The following is a 17,646-nucleotide window of genomic DNA, read 5'->3' on the forward strand; positions in this document are numbered from 1 at the left end:
CCGTGCGGTATCGGGCGTTCGCCGCGGGCGCACTCGACGGCGGACGACCGGTGCCCCGCGCGTCCGCAGCGGTGCTGTCGGCGGTCCTGGGTACCGTACGAGCGTGCCGCAGACCACGCTGATGCCCGCTCCCGAGGACACCGGGTTCGCGCGCGCACTGGTCGACGACCCCTCGCAGGCCGCTGTGCTCGCGCTGCCGGACGGCCGTCACGCCGCGGTGATCGGTGCGCCGGGCAGCGGGAAGACGACCACGCTCGCACGGCTCGTCGCCGATCGGCTGGCCCGACCCGGCGCGATCACGCCCGACGGCCACGCGACGGTCCTCGCCCTGACCTCGGCGCGGACGGCTGCAACGGCGCTGCGTGACCGGCTCGCGCGGGCGGTCGACCGGGTCGTGCCGGGTGCCCTCGCACGCACCGTGAACTCACTGGCGTTCCAGATCGTCACCCACGCGGCGTCGGTGCAGGGGCAGGAACCCCCGACGCTGCTGACCGGTGGGGAGCAGGACCGGATCATCGCCGACCTGCTCGCCGGGCACGAACTCGACGGCGCCGGACCGGCCTGGCCCGACCCGATCACCTCCGTGGTCCGGGAGCGAGCCGGGTTCCGCACCGCCCTGCGCGACGTCATGATGCGTGCGGTGGCCGCCGGCGTCGAGCCCGACGACATGCGGGAACTCGGCGACGAGCTCGGACGGCCCGAGTGGCGGGCCGTCGGCGACTTCGTGGACGACTACCGGGCATCGGTCACCGCGTTCCGGCCGACCGGGCTCGACTCGGGTGAACTCGTGGCGTACGCCACCGCCGCGGTGCTGCGGCACGAGCTCCCCGCCGGCATCGCCGCCCTGCGCCTGGTCGTGGTCGACGACACACAGGAACTGGTGGAGGGCGAGATCGCCCTGCTCGGGGCGCTCGCGCGCTCCGGTGTGCAGGTGGTGGCCTTCGGCGACCCGGACATCGCCGCCTCGGCGTTCCGCGGCGCCGAACCGGACGTGCTCGGTCGACTGGCCGTGCGACTCGGGGTGGACCGTGTCGACGAACTGTTCCTCGGCGCGGTGCACCGGCACCCCGCCCCGATCCGCGCCCTGGTCACCGGCGTCACGGGTCGCATCGGCACCGCGGCGGCCGGCCGTCAGCGCAGCGCGTCGGCGGGCGACCAGGATGCTCGGTCCGACGCCGTCGTGCACCTCGAGGCCGCCAGTCGGTCCGCGCTCGTCGTGGCGATTGCCCGTCGACTGCGCGAACACCGCCTGCTCGACGGTCTGCCGTGGCACCGGATGGCCGTGGTCACCCGCAGCGGTGCTGCCATCCCCGAACTCGTCCGGGCACTCTCCGTGGCCGAGGTCCCGGCGACCGCCGGTGCCGCGCCCGTCCGTCCGCGCGACGACTCCGCGGCGCGGGCGCTGCTGGACGCGGCTGCGGTGGCGCTCGACGTCCTGCCGCTCGACGCCGCCCTGGCCACCGCGTTCGCCACGGGGCCCCTCGGTGGCCTGGACACCCTGGCGATGCGTCGGCTCCGGCTCGCCCTGCGGCGCGAGGAGCTCGCGGGCGACGGCAGCCGCACCGCCGACGAACTGCTGGTCGATGCCCTGGGCGCACCGGAGCGCCTGGCGACGGTGGACGCCGGGTTCGCGCGACGAGCGACCCGGCTGGCCCGGAGCCTGGTGCAGGCGCGTGCCGACGCCCAGGCGGGATCGAGCATCGAGGAGATCCTCTGGGGCCTCTGGGAACGCAGCGGTCTCGCGAAGTCGTGGGGTGCCCAGTCCGCCGCCGGTGGGGTCGGCGCCGGGGAAGCCGACCGGCACCTGGACGCCGTCGTCGGCCTGTTCACCGCCGCCAAGCGCTTCGTCGAGCGCACGCCGGACGCCCCTGCGCGGGTCTTCGTCGACGACCTGCTCGGCGCCGACCTGCCAGAGGACTCGATCGGCCCCGACCGGACCGCCGGCCGGGTGCGGGTGCTGACGCCGTCGGCGACGATCGGACTCGAGTGCGACGTGGTCGTGGTGCTCGGTCTGCAGGACGGCGTCTGGCCCAACACCCGGGTGCGCGGCAGTCTGCTCGACCCGGACGGACTGGTCCGCGCTGCTGCCGGAGTCGAGCGTTCGCCCATCGACGACCGTGCCGCCGTGGTCGCCGACGAACTCCGGCTGTTCGCCCGGGCCGTCTCGCGCGCCACCACCCAGGTCGTCATCGGCACGGTCGCGAACGACGACGAGTCGCCGTCACCCTTCGTCCGACTCGTCCCGGTGCCGCCGGACCGTCAGCCGACCGTCCACCCGCTGTCCCTGCGTGGGCTCGCCGGGTCGCTGCGCCGCCGGGTGGTGGGCTCGGGCGATCACGAGGCCGCGTCCGCGCTGGCCCGCCTGGCCGAGGCCGAGGTGCCCGGTGCGGCTCCGGACGAGTGGTACGGGCTCGCCGAACCGACCACGGACGACCCCCTGGTCGACCTCGACGCCGAGCCCGCGCCCGAGGTCGAGGGCGGCGAGCCCGTCGCTCCGGCCGTGTCGGTGTCGCCGTCGCGCATCGGCACCTTCGAGGAGTGCCCGGTGCACTGGTTCGCGCAGACCTTCGGCGGCGGTGCCCCGAGCCCGGCGATGGGCATCGGCACGATCGTGCACGAAGCGATGGAGCACGCCACCGAGATCGACGTCGAGTCGCTGTGGGAGCGGGTCGAGGCGCGGTGGGACGAGCTCACCTTCGAGTCGCCCTGGGTCGCCGACCGCGAACGCGCCCGGACCCGGCGGATGATCGAGGGGCTGAGCGACTACCTCCGCACCTTCGCCAGTGCCGGCCGTCGACTGCTCGGCGCCGAGACCTCGTTCGCGCTCGTGACCGGCCCCGCCCGCATCCGGGGGAGCATCGACCGCATCGAGGTCGACCCCGAGGGCCGTGTCAGCGTCGTCGACCTGAAGACGGGCCGTTCGATGCCCAGCGAGAAGAACGACATGCCGGAACACCCGCAGCTCGGCGCCTACCAACTCGCGGTCGAGGACGGCGCGGTCGAGGGCGTGCCGGCGGGGTCTCCGATGACGGACGCCCGGCTGGTGTTCGTCCAGAACCCCCGCGGCGGACAGGCGTACTCCGAGCGGACGCAGCACGCTTTCGACACCGAGGCACGGGAGGCCTACCGCGAGCGGTTGCACGGGGTGGCACGGGGCATGGCCGGCCGGACGTTCGTGGCGAACGTGGACGACCACTGCGAGAAGGCCCGGACCGGGGTCGAGTGCCGGATCCACGTGGTGGCGGAGGTGACCTGGTGAGCGACACCGCGGACACGACCGACACGACCGGCACGGCTACTGCGGCCGACACGGCTGCTGCTCCGCCCGTCATCCGGCACGGCGCCGACGCCATCGCCGACGCCCTCGGTCGCCCCCGTCCCACCGCCCAGCAGCGTGCCGTCATCGAGTCGCCGCTCGTGCCGGCGCTGGTCGTCGCCGGTGCCGGCAGCGGGAAGACCGAGACGATGGCCTCGCGCGTCGTCTGGCTGCTGGCCAACGGACTCGTCCGACCCGACGAGGTCCTCGGGCTGACCTTCACCCGCAAGGCCGCCGGCGAACTCTCCGTCCGCATCAACGACCGCATCCGCGCGCTCGAGGACGTCGGACTGATCACTCCCGGGGACGCCTTCGAAGCGCCCACCGTCTCGACGTACAACGCCTTCGCCAACGCGGTCTTCCGCGAGAACGCCCTGCTCGTCGGGCGTGACGGCGAGTCCCAGGTGCTGACCGAACCCTCGGCCTGGCAGCTCGCCCGTCGGGTCGTGGTGGCCGCCCGCGACGACCGGCTCGCGGGACTCGACCGCGACGTCGACACCCTGACCGCAGCCGTGGTGGCGCTCGCCGGTGCCACCTCCGAACACCTCGTCGAGCCGGAGGACCTCCGCCGGTTCGCGATCGAGTTCTCGGAGCTGCTCGAACTCCCCGGCAACCGCGGCAAGCCGTACAAGGCGATCACCGACGCGGTCGCCGCGATCGGCGCCCTCGAACCCCTGGCCGACCTGGTCGCCGAGTTCCGGCGGCAGAAGGTCGACCGCGGATTCGTGGAGTTCTCCGACCAGATCGCCCTCGCGCTCGCCGCGGCCGAGTCGGCCCCACGCGTCGTCACGGACCTGCGGAGCCGGTACGGGGTGGTGCTCCTCGACGAGTACCAGGACACCTCGGTGGTGCAGACCCGGTTCCTCGCCCGGCTGTTCCGCGGGCACTCGGTGATGGCGGTCGGCGACCCGCACCAGTCGATCTACGGGTTCCGCGGTGCGAGTGCCGCGAACCTCGCCCGGTTCCCGCACGACTTCGGCGGCGACGAACCCGGCGTGGCCGAACCCGTGACCTTCGCGCTGTCGACCAGCTGGCGGAACCCGGTGGACGTGCTCGCGGGGGCGAACGCGATCGTGGCACCGCTGTCCGAGGCGTCCGAGGTCGACGTCGAACGGCTCTCGCCCCGGCCGGGCGCGGACGCCGGCACCGTACGGGTGGTGTTCCCCGAGACCCTGCCGGAAGAGGCCGACGAGGTCGCGGCGTGGTTCCAGGACCACCGCCGTCAGGACCCGACGGGCTCGATGGCGCTGCTGCTGCGCGCGCGGAAGGACCTCGCGGCGTTCACGGCGGCGCTCGGTGCCCGCGGGGTGCCGTACCACGTGCTCGGCACCGGCGGACTGCTCCAGCGCCCGGAGATCGTCGACCTGGTGGCGTGCCTGCGGGTGCTGCACGACCCGGCGGCCGGCAACGACCTGATCCGGCTGCTCGCGGGTGCACGGTGGCGGGTCGGTGCGGCGGACATCGTCGCCCTGCACCAGCTCGCCCGGTGGCTGTTCCAGCGCGACCACACCCAGCAGCGGCTCGATGACGACCTGACCGCGGCGTTCCGGGCCTCCGTTGCCGCCGGGGAGCACGGGTCGATCGTCGATGCGCTCGACTTCGTGGCGACCGCGCCCGACGAGCACGGCGCGCTCGAGGGCATCACCGCCGCGGGTCGCAGCCGGATGCGTGCGCTCGGCGGCCAGCTCGCGATGCTCCGGTCACGCGCGGGGAGCGACCTGGTCGACTTCGTGACGCTCGTCGTGCAGGAGATGCGGCTCGACATCGAGGTCGCCGCCCACGAACAGGGGAGCGGCGCCTACCTCGACGCCTTCATCGACGAACTCGCCAGCTTCGTCTCGACCGACGACCGCGCCGACCTCGGTTCGTTCCTCGGGTGGATCGACGCCGCAGCCCGGCGTGACGACATGGGCCCGCGTTCCGAGGAGCCCGAGGCCGGTACCGTGCAGATCCTGACGATCCACGGGTCCAAGGGACTGGAGTGGGATGCCGTCGCGGTGCCCCGGATGGTCGAGGGCGGCCTGCCGGCACGCCCGCAGGAGGGCTCGTCCGGCTGGCTGGGGTTCGGCCGGCTGCCGTACGAGTTCCGCGGGGACGCCGCCGAGCTGCCACGACTCGCCTGGCGCGGGCAGGAGACCCAGAAGGACGTCACCACTGCGATCGACGCCTTCAAGGAACAGGTGAAGGCCCGCAACGAGGACGAGGAACGCCGGCTCACCTACGTCGCCCTGACCCGTGCCAAGCACGACCTGCTGGTGTCCGGCTCGTTCTGGGCCGGCGGGGTCCGACCCACCGAGCCGAGCCGTTACCTGCGCGACCTGGTGGACGCAGGCGTCATCGACGGTGCGGCGATCCCGGAGACGACGGTGCACGACGAGAACCCGATGGGGGAGAGCGGCGCGACCCAGACCTGGCCGCACGTGCCGTTCGGGCAGCGTGCGCCGCGGGTCCTGGCCGCCGCGGAGCGGGTGCGGAACGCGAACCCCGGCGCTGCGGGGCGCTTCGCCGCCGACATCGACCTGCTGCTCGCCGAGCGGCACGCCACCCGGAACGCGAAGCACGCGGTCGCCGTCCCGCACCGGGTGCCGGCGTCGGGCTTCAAGGACTACCTGACCGAACCCGACTCCGTCGCCGAGCGGCTCCGCCGGCCGATGCCGGAGCGACCGTACCGCGCGACCCGGCTCGGCACGCTCTTCCACCAGTGGGTGGAGCAGCGTGCGCGGAGCGGTGGCGCGCTCGAGACCCTCGACGTGTGGGACGGGGAGCTCGACCTCGATGCCGACGACCTCGCCGATGCGTCGCCGGACGCCGTGGTCACCGACGACGACGCCCGTCGACTGGCGGACTTCCAGGCGACGTTCGCCCGCTCCCGCTGGGCCGGGCTGACGCCGATCGAGGTCGAGCGCGAGATCCACATCCCGTTCCTCGGGCACAGCGTCGTCTGCAAGCTCGACGCCGTGTACGAGATCGACGGGCGTGCCGAGGTGGTGGACTGGAAGACGGGCAAGGCACCGTCCGGTGCGGACGACCTGGCCCGACGCACGCTGCAGCTCGCGCTGTACCGCGTCGCCTACGCCGAGTTCACCGGGCGGCCGCTCGACCAGGTCGACGCGGTGTTCTACTTCGTCGCCGACGACCTCGAGGTCCGTCCGACCGAGCTGCTCGACCGCGCCGGACTCGAGCGTGCGTGGTCCGAGGCCATCGGCAGCTGACGTCCCGCGGAAGGCGCGTCGCGCTCCTGTCGTGCTCCGCCTGTGTCGCGCTGCGCGCGAGGCGCGTCGCGATCGTCGCCCTGCGCCCTGTCGCGCTGAGCCCGTGTCGAGCCGCGTCAGTGTCGCGCCGCGCCCGTGTCGAGCCGCGCCGCGGTGTCGCGCCGTGCCCGTGTCGTGCTCCGCCCTGGCGGCCCGGTGCCGGTCCGCCGGGCCGGCACCGGGCCTCCAGGCGGTCGTGTCAGGTGCCCGGGCGGCGGCCAGGACCGGTCACGACACCCGCAGGACGCACAGCGAGTGGTCACAGACCGTCGGTTGGCCGCGCTGCGACCGACAGGTCGTGACCGCTCGGCGGAACTGAGCGGGGAGTCGTGACCACCGTGGGGCGGTGTGGAACGAGACGGTGTTGACGAGAAGTGTGGAACGAAATGGTGCGGAACGAGGCGGCGTCAGCCGTGGCGGCGTTCGGTGGAGGACAACAGCTGCTCCACCTCGCCGATCTCCATCGTCTCGGGTGACACGGACTGCAGCGGTTCCGCACTCGGGGCGTGCACCGCGTCGACCAGGCGGTGCATCATCGAGACGGCATCGTCGACGACCTCGGTGCTCTTCGCCTGCACGCCGTGCAGCAGCCAGTGCGCCGTCTCGAGCTCGTGGTGCACGCGCGCACGCTGAGCGAGCTGGCGGTCGCGTCCGCCGCCGTTCGCCTCGTAGGCGCTGAGGACGGTGTCGAAGGCGTCGCGGCGGCCGGCGAGCACCCATGCGAGGTCCTTCGCCGGGTCGCCGAGCCGCAGCTCGCCCCAGTCGAGGACCCCCGTCACCGCATCGCCGTCGGCGAGCAGGGCGCCGGTGCCGAGCGAGCCGTGCACGACGGTCGGTGTGAACTGCCAGAGCTGCTGGTCCCGAGCGGCACCCTCCCAGCGTTCGACGAGCGCGGCGGGGACGAGCTTGGTCGCCACGGCGCGGTCCATCACCGAGACTGCTGACCGGAGCACCTCGAACGGCGTGAGCGAGGGCAGCCCGGCGTCGGAGACGAAGCTCGTCGGCAGCTGGTGGATCGAGGCGACGGCACGGCCGACACTGGTGGCGAGGTCGGGGCGCTCGACGAGCGACGCGAGGGTCGGGTGGGTCCCGGCCAATCGGGTCGTGACGATGGCGCGCGTCGACCCGATCGGTGCCTGGCCGCGGTACTCGGCGACGCCGAACGGCAGCCGCGTGCGGATGCCGGCGCTCAGTGCACGGATGGCGACGAGGTCGGCTGACTGCCGGGCCTCGGCGCGCTGGTTCCGGGGGCGGCGGATGACGATCTCGGTGCCGTCGGCGTCGCGGAGGAGCGCCGACTCGTAGTCGCCGGCCGCGGCCGAGCCGAGCGTGCGCGTGCCCGTGACGAGGAGACCTGGAACGGCCGTCGTCGCCAACGCGGCTAGAGTGAACTGGGATCCCGCCATGCCCCTCAGGGTAGGCGCGTGACGCGTGCACGGCTGCACGCCACGCTGTTCGGCGGCCCGTACGCCCACCGCACGTCTCCTGCACGTCCGCACCCGATCCGAGGAGCTCTCCCGCCGTGACCGTCGAGTTCGCCGCCCGGCTCCCGCTCTCCCGCAACGAACTCGACCGCGACGCCGAGTTCCGCACGACCGACGACGTCGAGCGTGTCCTGCGCGAGGACGAGCACACCCGGTACCTACCGGTGCGTGGTGCTGAGATGCTCCGGAACGCCGACGGCACCCTGCGCTTCGTGGCCGCGTCGGAGATCCCGGTCGACACCGTGACCCTGTACCTGGGCCGTGCGGTGTCGGACGCAGCCGACGCCCCGGCGGGTACCCGCTTCGTCGCCGCCCTGATCGACAGTGCGACGGCCACCGCCATCGAACCCGACGACGCCGCCTGGCAGAGCCTCCGGATGTTCGGCACCGAGCTCTCGCCCCGCGACCAGGGCCTGGCGGTCGAAGCCGTGGCGATGGCCAACTGGCACGCCGTGCACGGCTTCTCGCCGCGCACCGGGTCACCCACGGCCGTCGTGAGCGGCGGATGGGTCCGCCGCGACCCCGAGGGGCACGACCTCTTCCCGCGCACGGACGCGGCGATCATCGTCGGGGTCGTCGACGCCGACGACCGGATCCTGCTCGGTTCCAACGCCGCGTGGGACGCCGACCGGTACTCGCTGCTGGCCGGGTTCGTCGAGCCGGGGGAGTCGCTCGAGGACGCCGTCCGCCGCGAGGTCTGGGAGGAGTCCGGCGTCCGCGTCGAGGAGCCCGAGTACCTCGGTTCGCAGCCGTGGCCGTTCCCCGCGTCGCTGATGGTGGGCTTCCGTGCTCGTGCAGCCGGCGGTGACCCGACGACCGCACGCCCCGACGGCGTGGAGATCCTGGACGTCCGGTGGTTCTCGCGCGACGAGATCCGCGAGCGCGCCGGCGACACCCTGCTGCTGCCGGGACGCACCTCGATCGCCCGCGCCATCATCGAGGAGTGGTACGGCGGGCCGCTGGACCTGCCGTGAGCGTCACCGGTCCGCGCGGCGCAACGGGCGCAGGGGCAGTCGAGCCCCGGCCGCCGTCGCCCGACGAACTGCTCGCCGCGCTCGACGCCGAGCAGCGGACGGTCGCCCGCACCCTGCTCGGTCCCGTCGCGGTGCTGGCCGGTGCCGGGACGGGCAAGACCCGCGCGATCACGCACCGGATCGCCTACGGGGTCGCCACCGGGACCTACGCCCCGAACCACGTCCTCGCGCTGACCTTCACGACCCGTGCCGCCGGCGAACTGCGGTCGCGCCTGCGGGCCCTCGGGGCCGGGACGGTCCAGGCGCGCACCTTCCACGCCGCCGCGATGGCGCAGCTCAGCTACTTCTGGCCGGACACCGTCGGCGGGCACGCCCCCAAGATCGTCGAGTCCAAGGGTCGGATGATCGCCCACGCCGCGGACACCGTCGGCATGCACGTCGACACCCCGGTGCTCCGCGACCTGGCCGCCGAGGTCGAGTGGCGCAAGGTGCAGATGCTCTCGCTCGACGAGTACGAGGCCGCCGCCGCGGACCGGGTGATGCCGCGGGACACCACACCGCGCCGAGTCATCGACCTGATGAAGGCGTACGAGCGGCTGAAGGACGACCGGCGGCAGCTCGACTTCGAGGACGTCCTGCTGGCGACCCTCGGCATGGTCGAGTCCGAGCCCCGCGTGGCGTCGTACGTGCGGCAGCAGTACCGGTTCTTCGTGGTCGACGAGTACCAGGACGTCTCGCCGGTGCAGCACGACCTGCTGCGGGCCTGGCTGGGCGGGCGTGACGACCTGTGCGTCGTCGGCGACGCAAGTCAGACCATCTACTCGTTCGCCGGCGCCTCGAGCGACTACCTGCTCGGGTTCGGGTCGGAGTTCCCCCGCGGGTCGGTCCTGCGCCTCGAGCGGAACTACCGCTCCACCCGCGAGGTCGTGTCCGCGGCGAACACACTGATGCGCGGCCAGCCCGGGGCACTCGACCTGGTGGCCCAGAGCCAGGAACCGGGCCCGGAACCGGTCGTGCTGGCCTGTGCCCACGACGGCGACGAGGCGCAGACCATCGCCCGCCGCATCGCCGAGCTCGTCGGGGCCGGAGCGTCCTACGGGGAATGCGCCGTGCTCTTCCGCGTCGGGGCGCAGTCCGCAGCGCTCGAGTCCGCGCTCGGCCGGAACGGCATCCCGTACCGCGTGCAGGGAGGCACCCGCTTCTTCAACCGCCCTGAGGTCAAGCTCGCCGTCCACCACATGCGCGGCGAGGCGATCCGGCAGACCGACGACGAGCTGACCCGACGGGTCCGGCTGGTGCTGCAGGTCAGCGGCTGGACGGAGACGCCGCCGGAGGGCACCGGCGCAGTGCGCGAGCAGTGGGAAGCGCTGCAGGCGATCATGGGTCTGGCCGAGGACGCCCCCGCCGGCACGACGATGCAGCAGTTCACCCAGGACCTGGTGGACCGTGCGGCGACGCACCACGAGCCCGAGATCGACGCCGTGACGCTCGCGACGCTGCACTCGTCGAAGGGTCTGGAGTGGCCGCACGTGGTCATCGCCGGCGCCGCCGAGGGTCTCCTGCCGATCTCGCACGCGTCGACCGACACCGAGGTGGACGAGGAGCGACGCCTGTTCTACGTCGGGCTGACCCGAGCCCGCCGATCCGTCACGATCACGTGGTCGCAACAGGGCTCCACGCGTGGGGGAGCCCGGGCTCCGAGTCGGTTCCTGGCAGCGCTCGGCACGCGCACCGCGGATGGGGTCGGACCGGCGAACGGCTGACCGTCAGGTCGTCGCGCTCGAAGACGAGCTGGTCGGGCTCGGCCCGTTGCGTCCGGAGCGGGAGCCGTTCCAGCAGCATCCGTGTCGTGGCGGCTGCCACCGCCGCTGCCCGCCACGGTGAGAGCGGTGCCGGGTGCCGGCCCCACACCTGGGCGGCGATCGCCGGCCAGGCCGGATCGTCGTCGACGCGTGCGTACTCAGCGCACTGGAGGCACGGCCCGGCTCCCGGCACGACGAACGGACCGAGACGGATGCGTCCGTCCCCGACGACGACCGCCAGGTGCGGCACACCCCGGCGGGTCCACGCGGCGCGGAGCGCCGGGTCGACGACGTGGTCGGCCACCACCACGGCGAGGCGTGGTTCGGGCTCGGGCAGCACGATCGGCCCCCCGGCGGGCGCGGTGGTGCGGCTGACCGTCACGCCCTCGCCGGACAGGAACGTCGCCACGGTGTCGGCGAGGACACCGGCGCCGTGCACCTCGACGCGTTCGAGCGGCTCGGGCAGGACCTCGACCACCGCGGGCGACGCGGCACCGAGCACCCCGGCAGCACGTTCCGGAGAGCACCCCGACGCGGCCGCGAGGCCGGACAGCACGTCGTGCCCGGCCTCTCGTCGGAGGCCGTTGAGGAACCGTTCTTCCCCCGTGGTGGGCACCGCGACGACCGCGCGCGGGGGGTCGACCCCGAGCTGGACCGTGGCGGGGTCACGCCAGACGAACTCGAGCGTCGGATCGATGCGGATGCCCATGACCCCACGGTGCCGGAGTGCGCGGCACGCGTGGGGTCACAAGAGGGATCTGTGGAGAACTCAGCGGGGCTGGTCGCCCGTGTCGTTCCCGGGCTCGTCGCCCGCTCCGCCCTCGGGGTCGTCGGCCACGCGGCCGGACTCGTCCTCGTGCGGGCGCGCGCCGGTCGAGTCGTTCAGCAGGTCCTCGAGGGCCTTGTCGAACGCGTCGTCCTCGTCGGTCTGGGACGGGTTCCGCAGCCGTGCGACGAGGGCGTCGGGTGCGTCGACGTCGTCCGAGGTCGGCACGAGGTCGAAGTGCGACCAGAGGGCGTCGCGCTGCTCGGCACCGAGCTCGTCGGTCACCCGCTGCCACATCGCCGCGGCCTCACGCAGACGGCGCGGCCGCAGCTCGAGGCCGACGAGTGTGGCGAACGCCGACTCGGCGGGGCCACCCGCGGCACGGCGACGGCGCACCATCTCGGCGATCGCCCCGGCCTTGGGGAGACGGACGGTGGCAGCAGCGGTGACCGTGTCCACCCAGCCCTCGACCAGCGCGAGCATCGTCTCGAGCCGGGCGAGGGCGGCGTCCTGCTCGGCGGTGCGCGGCGGGATGAGGGCACCCGACGCGAGTGCGTCGCGCAGCTGCTCCTGGTTGGTCGGGTCGATGTCGGCCGCGAGTTCCTCGACGCGGTCGAAGGGGATGTGGATGCCCCGTGCGTAGTCCGTGATCGACGAGATGATGTGCAGCCGGAGCCACCGTGCCGACCGGAAGAGCCGGGCGTGCGCGAGTTCGCGGACCGCGAGGTAGATGCGGACCTCGTCCTCGGAGACGTCGAGGCCCTCGGCGAACTCGGCGACGTTCTGGGGCAGGAGCGCTGCGACCTGCTCATCGAGGAGCGGCACGCCGACGTCGCCGCCGGACACGACCTCCTTCGAGAGCTGCCCGACGACCTGACCGAGCTGGATCGCGAACAACGCCCCGCCGATGCCGCGCATCGCCTTCGAGACGTCGCCGAGCATCGCCTTGAGCTGCTCGGGAGCGCGCTGGTCGATCGCCTCGGTCAGGGCATCGGCGATGCTGAAGGCCACCGGCTCGGCGATCTGCGTCCACACCGGGACGGTCGCCTTGGCCCACTGCTCACGCGTGTAGAGACTCGGGGTCGCGGTCAGTTCGGCGACCGTCGTGACTTCGTCGAGCCACAGTGCGGCGACCTGGAACGCCTGGTCGGCCGCCTGCGAGGTGGCCGGGTCGACGGGGTGGCCGCCGTCGCGAGCGATCGCGGTGGCGCGTTCGGCGGTGGCCGAGAAGTCGATGCCGTCACCGCCGGACTGGGCGGCGCGCTGGAGCTGGCTCATCAGGTTCGCCACGGAGGCCGGGTCGTTCGGCAGGCCGGCGGCACCGGCGAGCTGCGACGGGTCGATCTGGCCCTCGCCCGAGAGCAGCTTGCGCAGCATCTCCTGGAAGTCGTCGTCCGGCCCCGGCTGTGGTTCATCAGGCATGCCGACTACGCTAATCGCTGCTCACGGGGCCGCACCTGGGATGCCCCCGTGGGAACGCCCGAAGCGCTGCGCCCAGGGCGAACAGCCCCGTCGCGAGACGTGGGCGACCACCCTGCCGCCAGGCGCGGGTGCCCACCTCGGAAGGACCCCGCGTGACCCTCTTCGCCCCCGCGCCCCGTCGTCGCTCGCGTGCCCGGACCGTCGGGTGGGCGTTCCTGATCGGCGCGGTCGTCCTGGGCCTGTTGGCGAGCCTGCTGCCCAGCCCGTACCTCATCGAGGTCCCCGGGCCGGTCTACAACACCATCGGCACGCAGAAGCAGGGGACGGGCAAGGACGCGAAGGACGTCAAGCTCATCCAGGTGTCCGGCCACGAGACGTACCCGACGGCCGGTGCCCTCGACATGCTCACCGTCGGGATCCAGGGCGACGCCACGAACCGTCCGTCCTGGACCAGCGTCATCCGCGCGATCTTCACCAGGTCACAGGCGGTCATCCCGGTCGAGGCGATCTACCCGAGCGGCACCACGACCGAGCAGGTGAACGAGCGGGACTCCGCCGACATGCAGGCATCGCAGCAGTCGGCCGTCGCCGCCGCGCTCATCCAACAGGGGAACGACCTGCCGACGGCACTCGAGGTCAGCGCCGTGCAGGAGGGCTCGGCGGCCGACGGCGCGATCGAGAAGGGCGACGTCATCACGGCGTTCGACGGCAGGTCGCTCACGACCAACGCCGACGCCTCGAGCCTCCGCGAGCTCGTTGCGAAGCACGGCACCTCGCGCCCCGCGACCGTCACCGTCGAACGGGACGGCGCGACCGAGGACGTCAGGGTGACGCCGCGCAGTGAGCAGGGCACGGCGCTGCTCGGGGTCGGTGTCACCGAGCGCTACGAGTTCCCCTTCAAGGTGTCGATCCGGCTTCAGGACGTCGGCGGTCCGTCCGCCGGCATGATGTTCGCGCTCGGGATCATCGACGAGATCACGCCGGGCAAGCTCAACGGCGGCAAGCACGTCGCGGGCACCGGCACGATCACGGCAGACGGCGAGGTCGGGCCCATCGGTGGGATCCGCCAGAAGCTCTACGGGGCGGCGGACGCGGGTGCCACGGTGTTCCTCGCCCCCGCGGACAACTGCGACGAGGTCGTCGGGCACGTGCCGGACGGACTCGACGTCTACAGCGTCTCCACGCTCGACCAGGCCGTCACCGACCTGCAGACGATCGCCGACGGCGGGAGCACCGCGAAGCTCGCCCGCTGCGGTTCCTGACCCGGTCCTGAGTCCCCGTACAGGTTCACGTCCGGTCGGGTCCCATAGGATCAGTGTCACTGACGGCCCGCCGCGAGCCGGGCCCGCCGGTCCGACACGTCTGGAGCACATCAAGTGACGACAACCTCGTCCACCTCGGGGCGGCGTTCGCCGCGGGTCCCCATCGTGGTCACGATCATCGTGCTGGCCGCACTGGTGATCGCCTTCTTCATCTTCGCCAGCCTGTACACCGACTACGCGTGGTTCGCGCAGCTCGGGTTCCAGCAGGTCCTCACGACCCGGTGGATCGCCGGGACGCTGATGTTCCTGGCGGGCTTCCTCGGCATGGCGGTCCCGGTCTTCGTGAGCATCGCGCTCGCGTTCCGGTTCCGGCCGGTCTACGCGAAGCTCAACTCGCAGCTCGACCGCTACCAGCAGGTCATCGAGCCCCTGCGGCGCGCCGTGATGATCGGCATCCCCGTGGTCCTCGGCATCTTCGCCGGGCTCTCGACGGCGGGGCGCTGGAGCATGGTCCTCGAGTACTTCAACCGCACGCCGTTCGGCAAGACCGACCCGCAGTTCGGGCTGGACATCGGGTTCTACGTGTTCGAGCTGCCGTTCTGGCGCTCGATCGTGGCCTACTCCTCGGCCGTCGTCCTCATCGCCGGTCTCGCCGCACTCGCGGCGAGCTACCTCTACGGCGCGCTCCGCTTCGGTGGTCGTGAGGTCCGGATCTCCCGCGCCGCGCGCATCCAGCTCGCGGTCACGGCGGCGCTCTACATCGCGCTGCAGGCCGTCAGCCTCTGGCTCGACCAGTACGCGGCCCTGACGAAGTCGAACTCGCTCATCACCGGTGCCCAGTACACCGACGTCAACGCGGTGATCCCGGGCCGCGAGATCATGGCCGGCATCGCGGCGATCGTCGCGTTGCTCTTCATCGTCACGGCGGTCATCGGCCGCTGGCGCATCTCGATCGTCGGGACGGGCCTGCTGCTCGTCGCCGCGATCGTCGTCGGGGGCATCTACCCGTGGGTCGTCCAGCGTCTGCAGGTGAAGCCCTCGGAGCGCACGTTCGAGTCCGCCTACATCGAGCGGAACATCAAGGCCACGCGTGACGCCTACGGTGTCGCCGGCGTCGAGGAGCAGAACTACGACGCCACGACCGAGACGAGCTCGGGTGCGCTCGCGAAGGACGCGCAGACCACGGCCAACATCCGTCTCATCGACCCGAAGATCGTCTCCGACACGTTCAGCCAGCTGCAGCAGTACCGGCAGTACTACCAGTTCCCGAAGGAGCTGGACGTCGACCGCTACGACGTCAAGGGCGAGACCGAGGACACCGTGATCGCGGTCCGCGACATCGACCTCGCCGGGCTCAGCTCGGCCGCGAACACGCAGTACAACCGGGCGTTCGTCTACACACACGGCTACGGCGTCACCGCGGCCTACGGCAACCAGCGCGCGAGCGACGGCAAGCCGGTGTTCCTCGAGTCCGGAATCCCGTCGAACGGTGCCCTGGGTGACTTCCAGCAGCGCGTGTACTTCGGTGAGACCTCGCCGCCCTACTCGATCGTGGGTGCCCCGAAGGGCACGAAGGACGTCGAGCTCGACTACCCGTCCGGCTCCGACGACGACAACGGTGGCAACGCGACCACCACGTACGCCGGCGACGGCGGTCCGAGCCTCGGCAACTTCTTCAACCGGCTCGTCTACGCCGCGAAGTTCCAGTCGGAGCAGATCCTGCTCTCGAACGCGGTGAACAAGGACTCGCAGATCCTCTACGACCGCGACCCGATCACCCGCGTGCAGAAGGCCGCGCCGTACCTGACCGTCGACAGCGACGCGTACCCGGCCATCGTCGACCACCGCATCCAGTGGGTGGTGGACGGCTACACCACGAGCGACGCGTACCCGTACTCGCAGAGCCAGAGCCTGTCGGACAGCATCGCCGGCACCGAGTCCTCGACGTACCGCACCGACCAGGTGAACTACATCCGGAACTCGGTGAAGGCCACGGTCGACGCGTACACGGGCAAGGTGACGCTGTACACGTGGGACACGAAGGACCCGGTCCTCAAGACGTGGCAGAAGATCTTCCCGACGTCGATGAAGCCGGTGTCGAGCATGAGCGCGGAACTCCTCGACCACGTGCGGTACCCGACGGACCTGTTCAAGGTGCAGCGCTCGATCCTGGGCACCTACCACGTGACCAACGCCAACTCGTTCTACTCGGGTGACGACGCGTGGAACACCCCGCAGGAACCGACGAGCACGGCGACGTCGGACAGTGACGCCGACACCGCGGCGACGTCGACGAACGCGCTCGGCGCGCAGACGACGACGACGGCCAACAGGGCGAACCTGCAGGACCCGTACTACCTGACGATGAAGGTGCCGGGTCAGGGGACCGCGTACTCGCTGTACACGACCTACATCCCGCAGCAGTCGGCCGGGGCGAACAACCGCAACGTGCTGACCGGCTACCTGGCGGTGAACTCCGACGCGGGTGGTGCCGGCAAGGGCGAGAAGGCGTCGGGCTACGGCAAACTCACGCTGTTGACGATGCCGAAGACCGACAACATCCCGGGCCCCGGACAGGTGCAGAGCCTCTTCAACGGTGACTCGACCGTGTCGCAGGAGCTCAACATCCTGAAGCGCGGCAACTCGACCGTGAAGCAGGGCAACCTGCTCACGCTCCCGGTCGGCGGCGGGTTCCTCTACGTGCAGCCCGTCTACGTCCAGTCGACCTCGAGTGGTTCGTACCCGCTGCTGCAGAAGGTCCTCGTGGCCTTCGGCGACAAGATCGCGTTCGAGGACACGCTCGACGAGGCCCTGAACTCGCTGTTCGGCGGGGACTCCGGTGCGGCGGCCGGCGACTCCGGCGCGAGCGGCGGCGGCAGCGACAGCGGTTCCGGTTCCGACAGCGGGTCTGGCTCGGACACGGGTTCCGGCTCCGACACGGGCTCCGGCTCGACCGGCTCGACGGGTTCCGGCTCGGCCGACAACGACGCCCTGCAGAAGGCCCTGGCCGACGCCAAGGCAGCCCTGCAGGACCGCCAGGAGGCCTACGCCGACAACGACCTGGTTGCTGCGGCGGAAGCCGACCAGCGCCTCCAGGACGCGATCGAGGCCGCCACGGCAGCCGAGAACGACAACTGACACACCGTGGCGGGGCACTCGATTTGTGTCCCGCCACGGCCCCGTGTAGGCTTCTAAACGTGCCGCGGGGTGGAGCAGTTCGGTAGCTCGCTGGGCTCATAACCCAGAGGTCGTAGGTTCAAATCCTGCCCCCGCAACCAAGCGTCACATGAAGGCCCCGGTCCAACAGGACCGGGGCCTTCTTCGTGTCTCCGCCCGCAGGAAGACCGGCCGCAGGCCCGCCCGCAGGCC

At 72.1% G+C, this 17,646-nt stretch carries 9 protein-coding genes and 1 tRNA gene; 7 read left to right on the forward strand and 3 right to left on the reverse strand.

Annotated elements, in window-relative coordinates:
• The first annotated feature begins 103 nt into the window (after window positions 1-103).
• Window positions 104-3,259, forward strand: a complete 3,156-nt coding sequence (locus tag BIU89_RS10955) for a UrvD/REP family ATP-dependent DNA helicase (protein WP_083404314.1) — start codon at window positions 104-106, stop codon at window positions 3,257-3,259.
• Entirely contained in the window at window positions 3,256-6,528 is a 3,273-nt protein-coding gene (locus tag BIU89_RS10960; protein ID WP_071246526.1) for an ATP-dependent DNA helicase, read from the forward strand. Before BIU89_RS10955 ends, BIU89_RS10960 begins: the two co-directional genes overlap by 4 nt.
• 446 nt (window positions 6,529-6,974) lie before the next feature.
• Here BIU89_RS10960 and BIU89_RS10965 read toward each other — a convergent pair whose 3' ends face one another.
• Window positions 6,975-7,973, reverse strand: a complete 999-nt coding sequence (locus tag BIU89_RS10965) for a phosphotransferase (protein ID WP_027464583.1) — start codon at window positions 7,971-7,973, stop codon at window positions 6,975-6,977.
• A 116-nt stretch (window positions 7,974-8,089) separates the two neighbouring features.
• On the opposite strand from BIU89_RS10965, the gene nudC reads away from it, so the two are divergent.
• Both nudC and BIU89_RS10975 read left to right on the forward strand, forming a co-directional pair.
• Window positions 8,090-9,025 carry an NAD(+) diphosphatase gene (nudC, locus tag BIU89_RS10970; protein ID WP_071246528.1) on the forward strand — a complete coding sequence of 312 codons (936 nt, stop codon included), beginning with the start codon at window positions 8,090-8,092 and terminating at the stop codon, window positions 9,023-9,025.
• Entirely contained in the window at window positions 9,022-10,788 is a 1,767-nt protein-coding gene (locus BIU89_RS10975; protein WP_175475007.1) for an ATP-dependent helicase, read from the forward strand. The genes nudC and BIU89_RS10975 overlap by 4 nt, the downstream gene beginning before the upstream one ends.
• Here BIU89_RS10975 and BIU89_RS10980 read toward each other — a convergent pair.
• Together BIU89_RS10980 and BIU89_RS10985 are read right to left on the reverse strand one after the other, a co-directional pair.
• Window positions 10,679-11,536 carry a TOMM precursor leader peptide-binding protein gene (locus BIU89_RS10980; protein ID WP_071246530.1) on the reverse strand — a complete coding sequence of 286 codons (858 nt, stop codon included), beginning with the start codon at window positions 11,534-11,536 and terminating at the stop codon, window positions 10,679-10,681. The two genes, BIU89_RS10975 and BIU89_RS10980, sit on opposite strands and share 110 nt — an antisense overlap.
• A 60-nt stretch (window positions 11,537-11,596) precedes the next feature.
• A complete protein-coding gene (locus tag BIU89_RS10985; RefSeq protein ID WP_071246537.1) occupies window positions 11,597-13,015 on the reverse strand; it encodes a zinc-dependent metalloprotease in 1,419 nt (472 codons plus the stop codon).
• A gap of 152 nt (window positions 13,016-13,167) precedes the next feature.
• On the opposite strand from BIU89_RS10985, the gene BIU89_RS10990 reads away from it, so the two are divergent.
• From BIU89_RS10990 to BIU89_RS11000, 3 genes are all read left to right on the forward strand, one after another.
• On the forward strand, window positions 13,168-14,277 hold the full coding sequence (locus BIU89_RS10990) for a YlbL family protein (protein ID WP_071246539.1): 1,110 nt from the start codon (window positions 13,168-13,170) through the stop codon (window positions 14,275-14,277).
• A 165-nt stretch (window positions 14,278-14,442) separates the two neighbouring features.
• Window positions 14,443-17,415 carry a UPF0182 family membrane protein gene (locus BIU89_RS10995; RefSeq protein ID WP_175475008.1) on the forward strand — a complete coding sequence of 991 codons (2,973 nt, stop codon included), beginning with the start codon at window positions 14,443-14,445 and terminating at the stop codon, window positions 17,413-17,415.
• A gap of 63 nt (window positions 17,416-17,478) precedes the next feature.
• A tRNA-Met gene (locus BIU89_RS11000) sits at window positions 17,479-17,555 on the forward strand.
• Window positions 17,556-17,646: the final 91 nt, after the last annotated feature.

This window comes from Curtobacterium sp. MCBA15_005, assembly GCF_001864855.1.
In the GTDB taxonomy this organism is placed as follows: domain Bacteria; phylum Actinomycetota; class Actinomycetes; order Actinomycetales; family Microbacteriaceae; genus Curtobacterium; species Curtobacterium flaccumfaciens.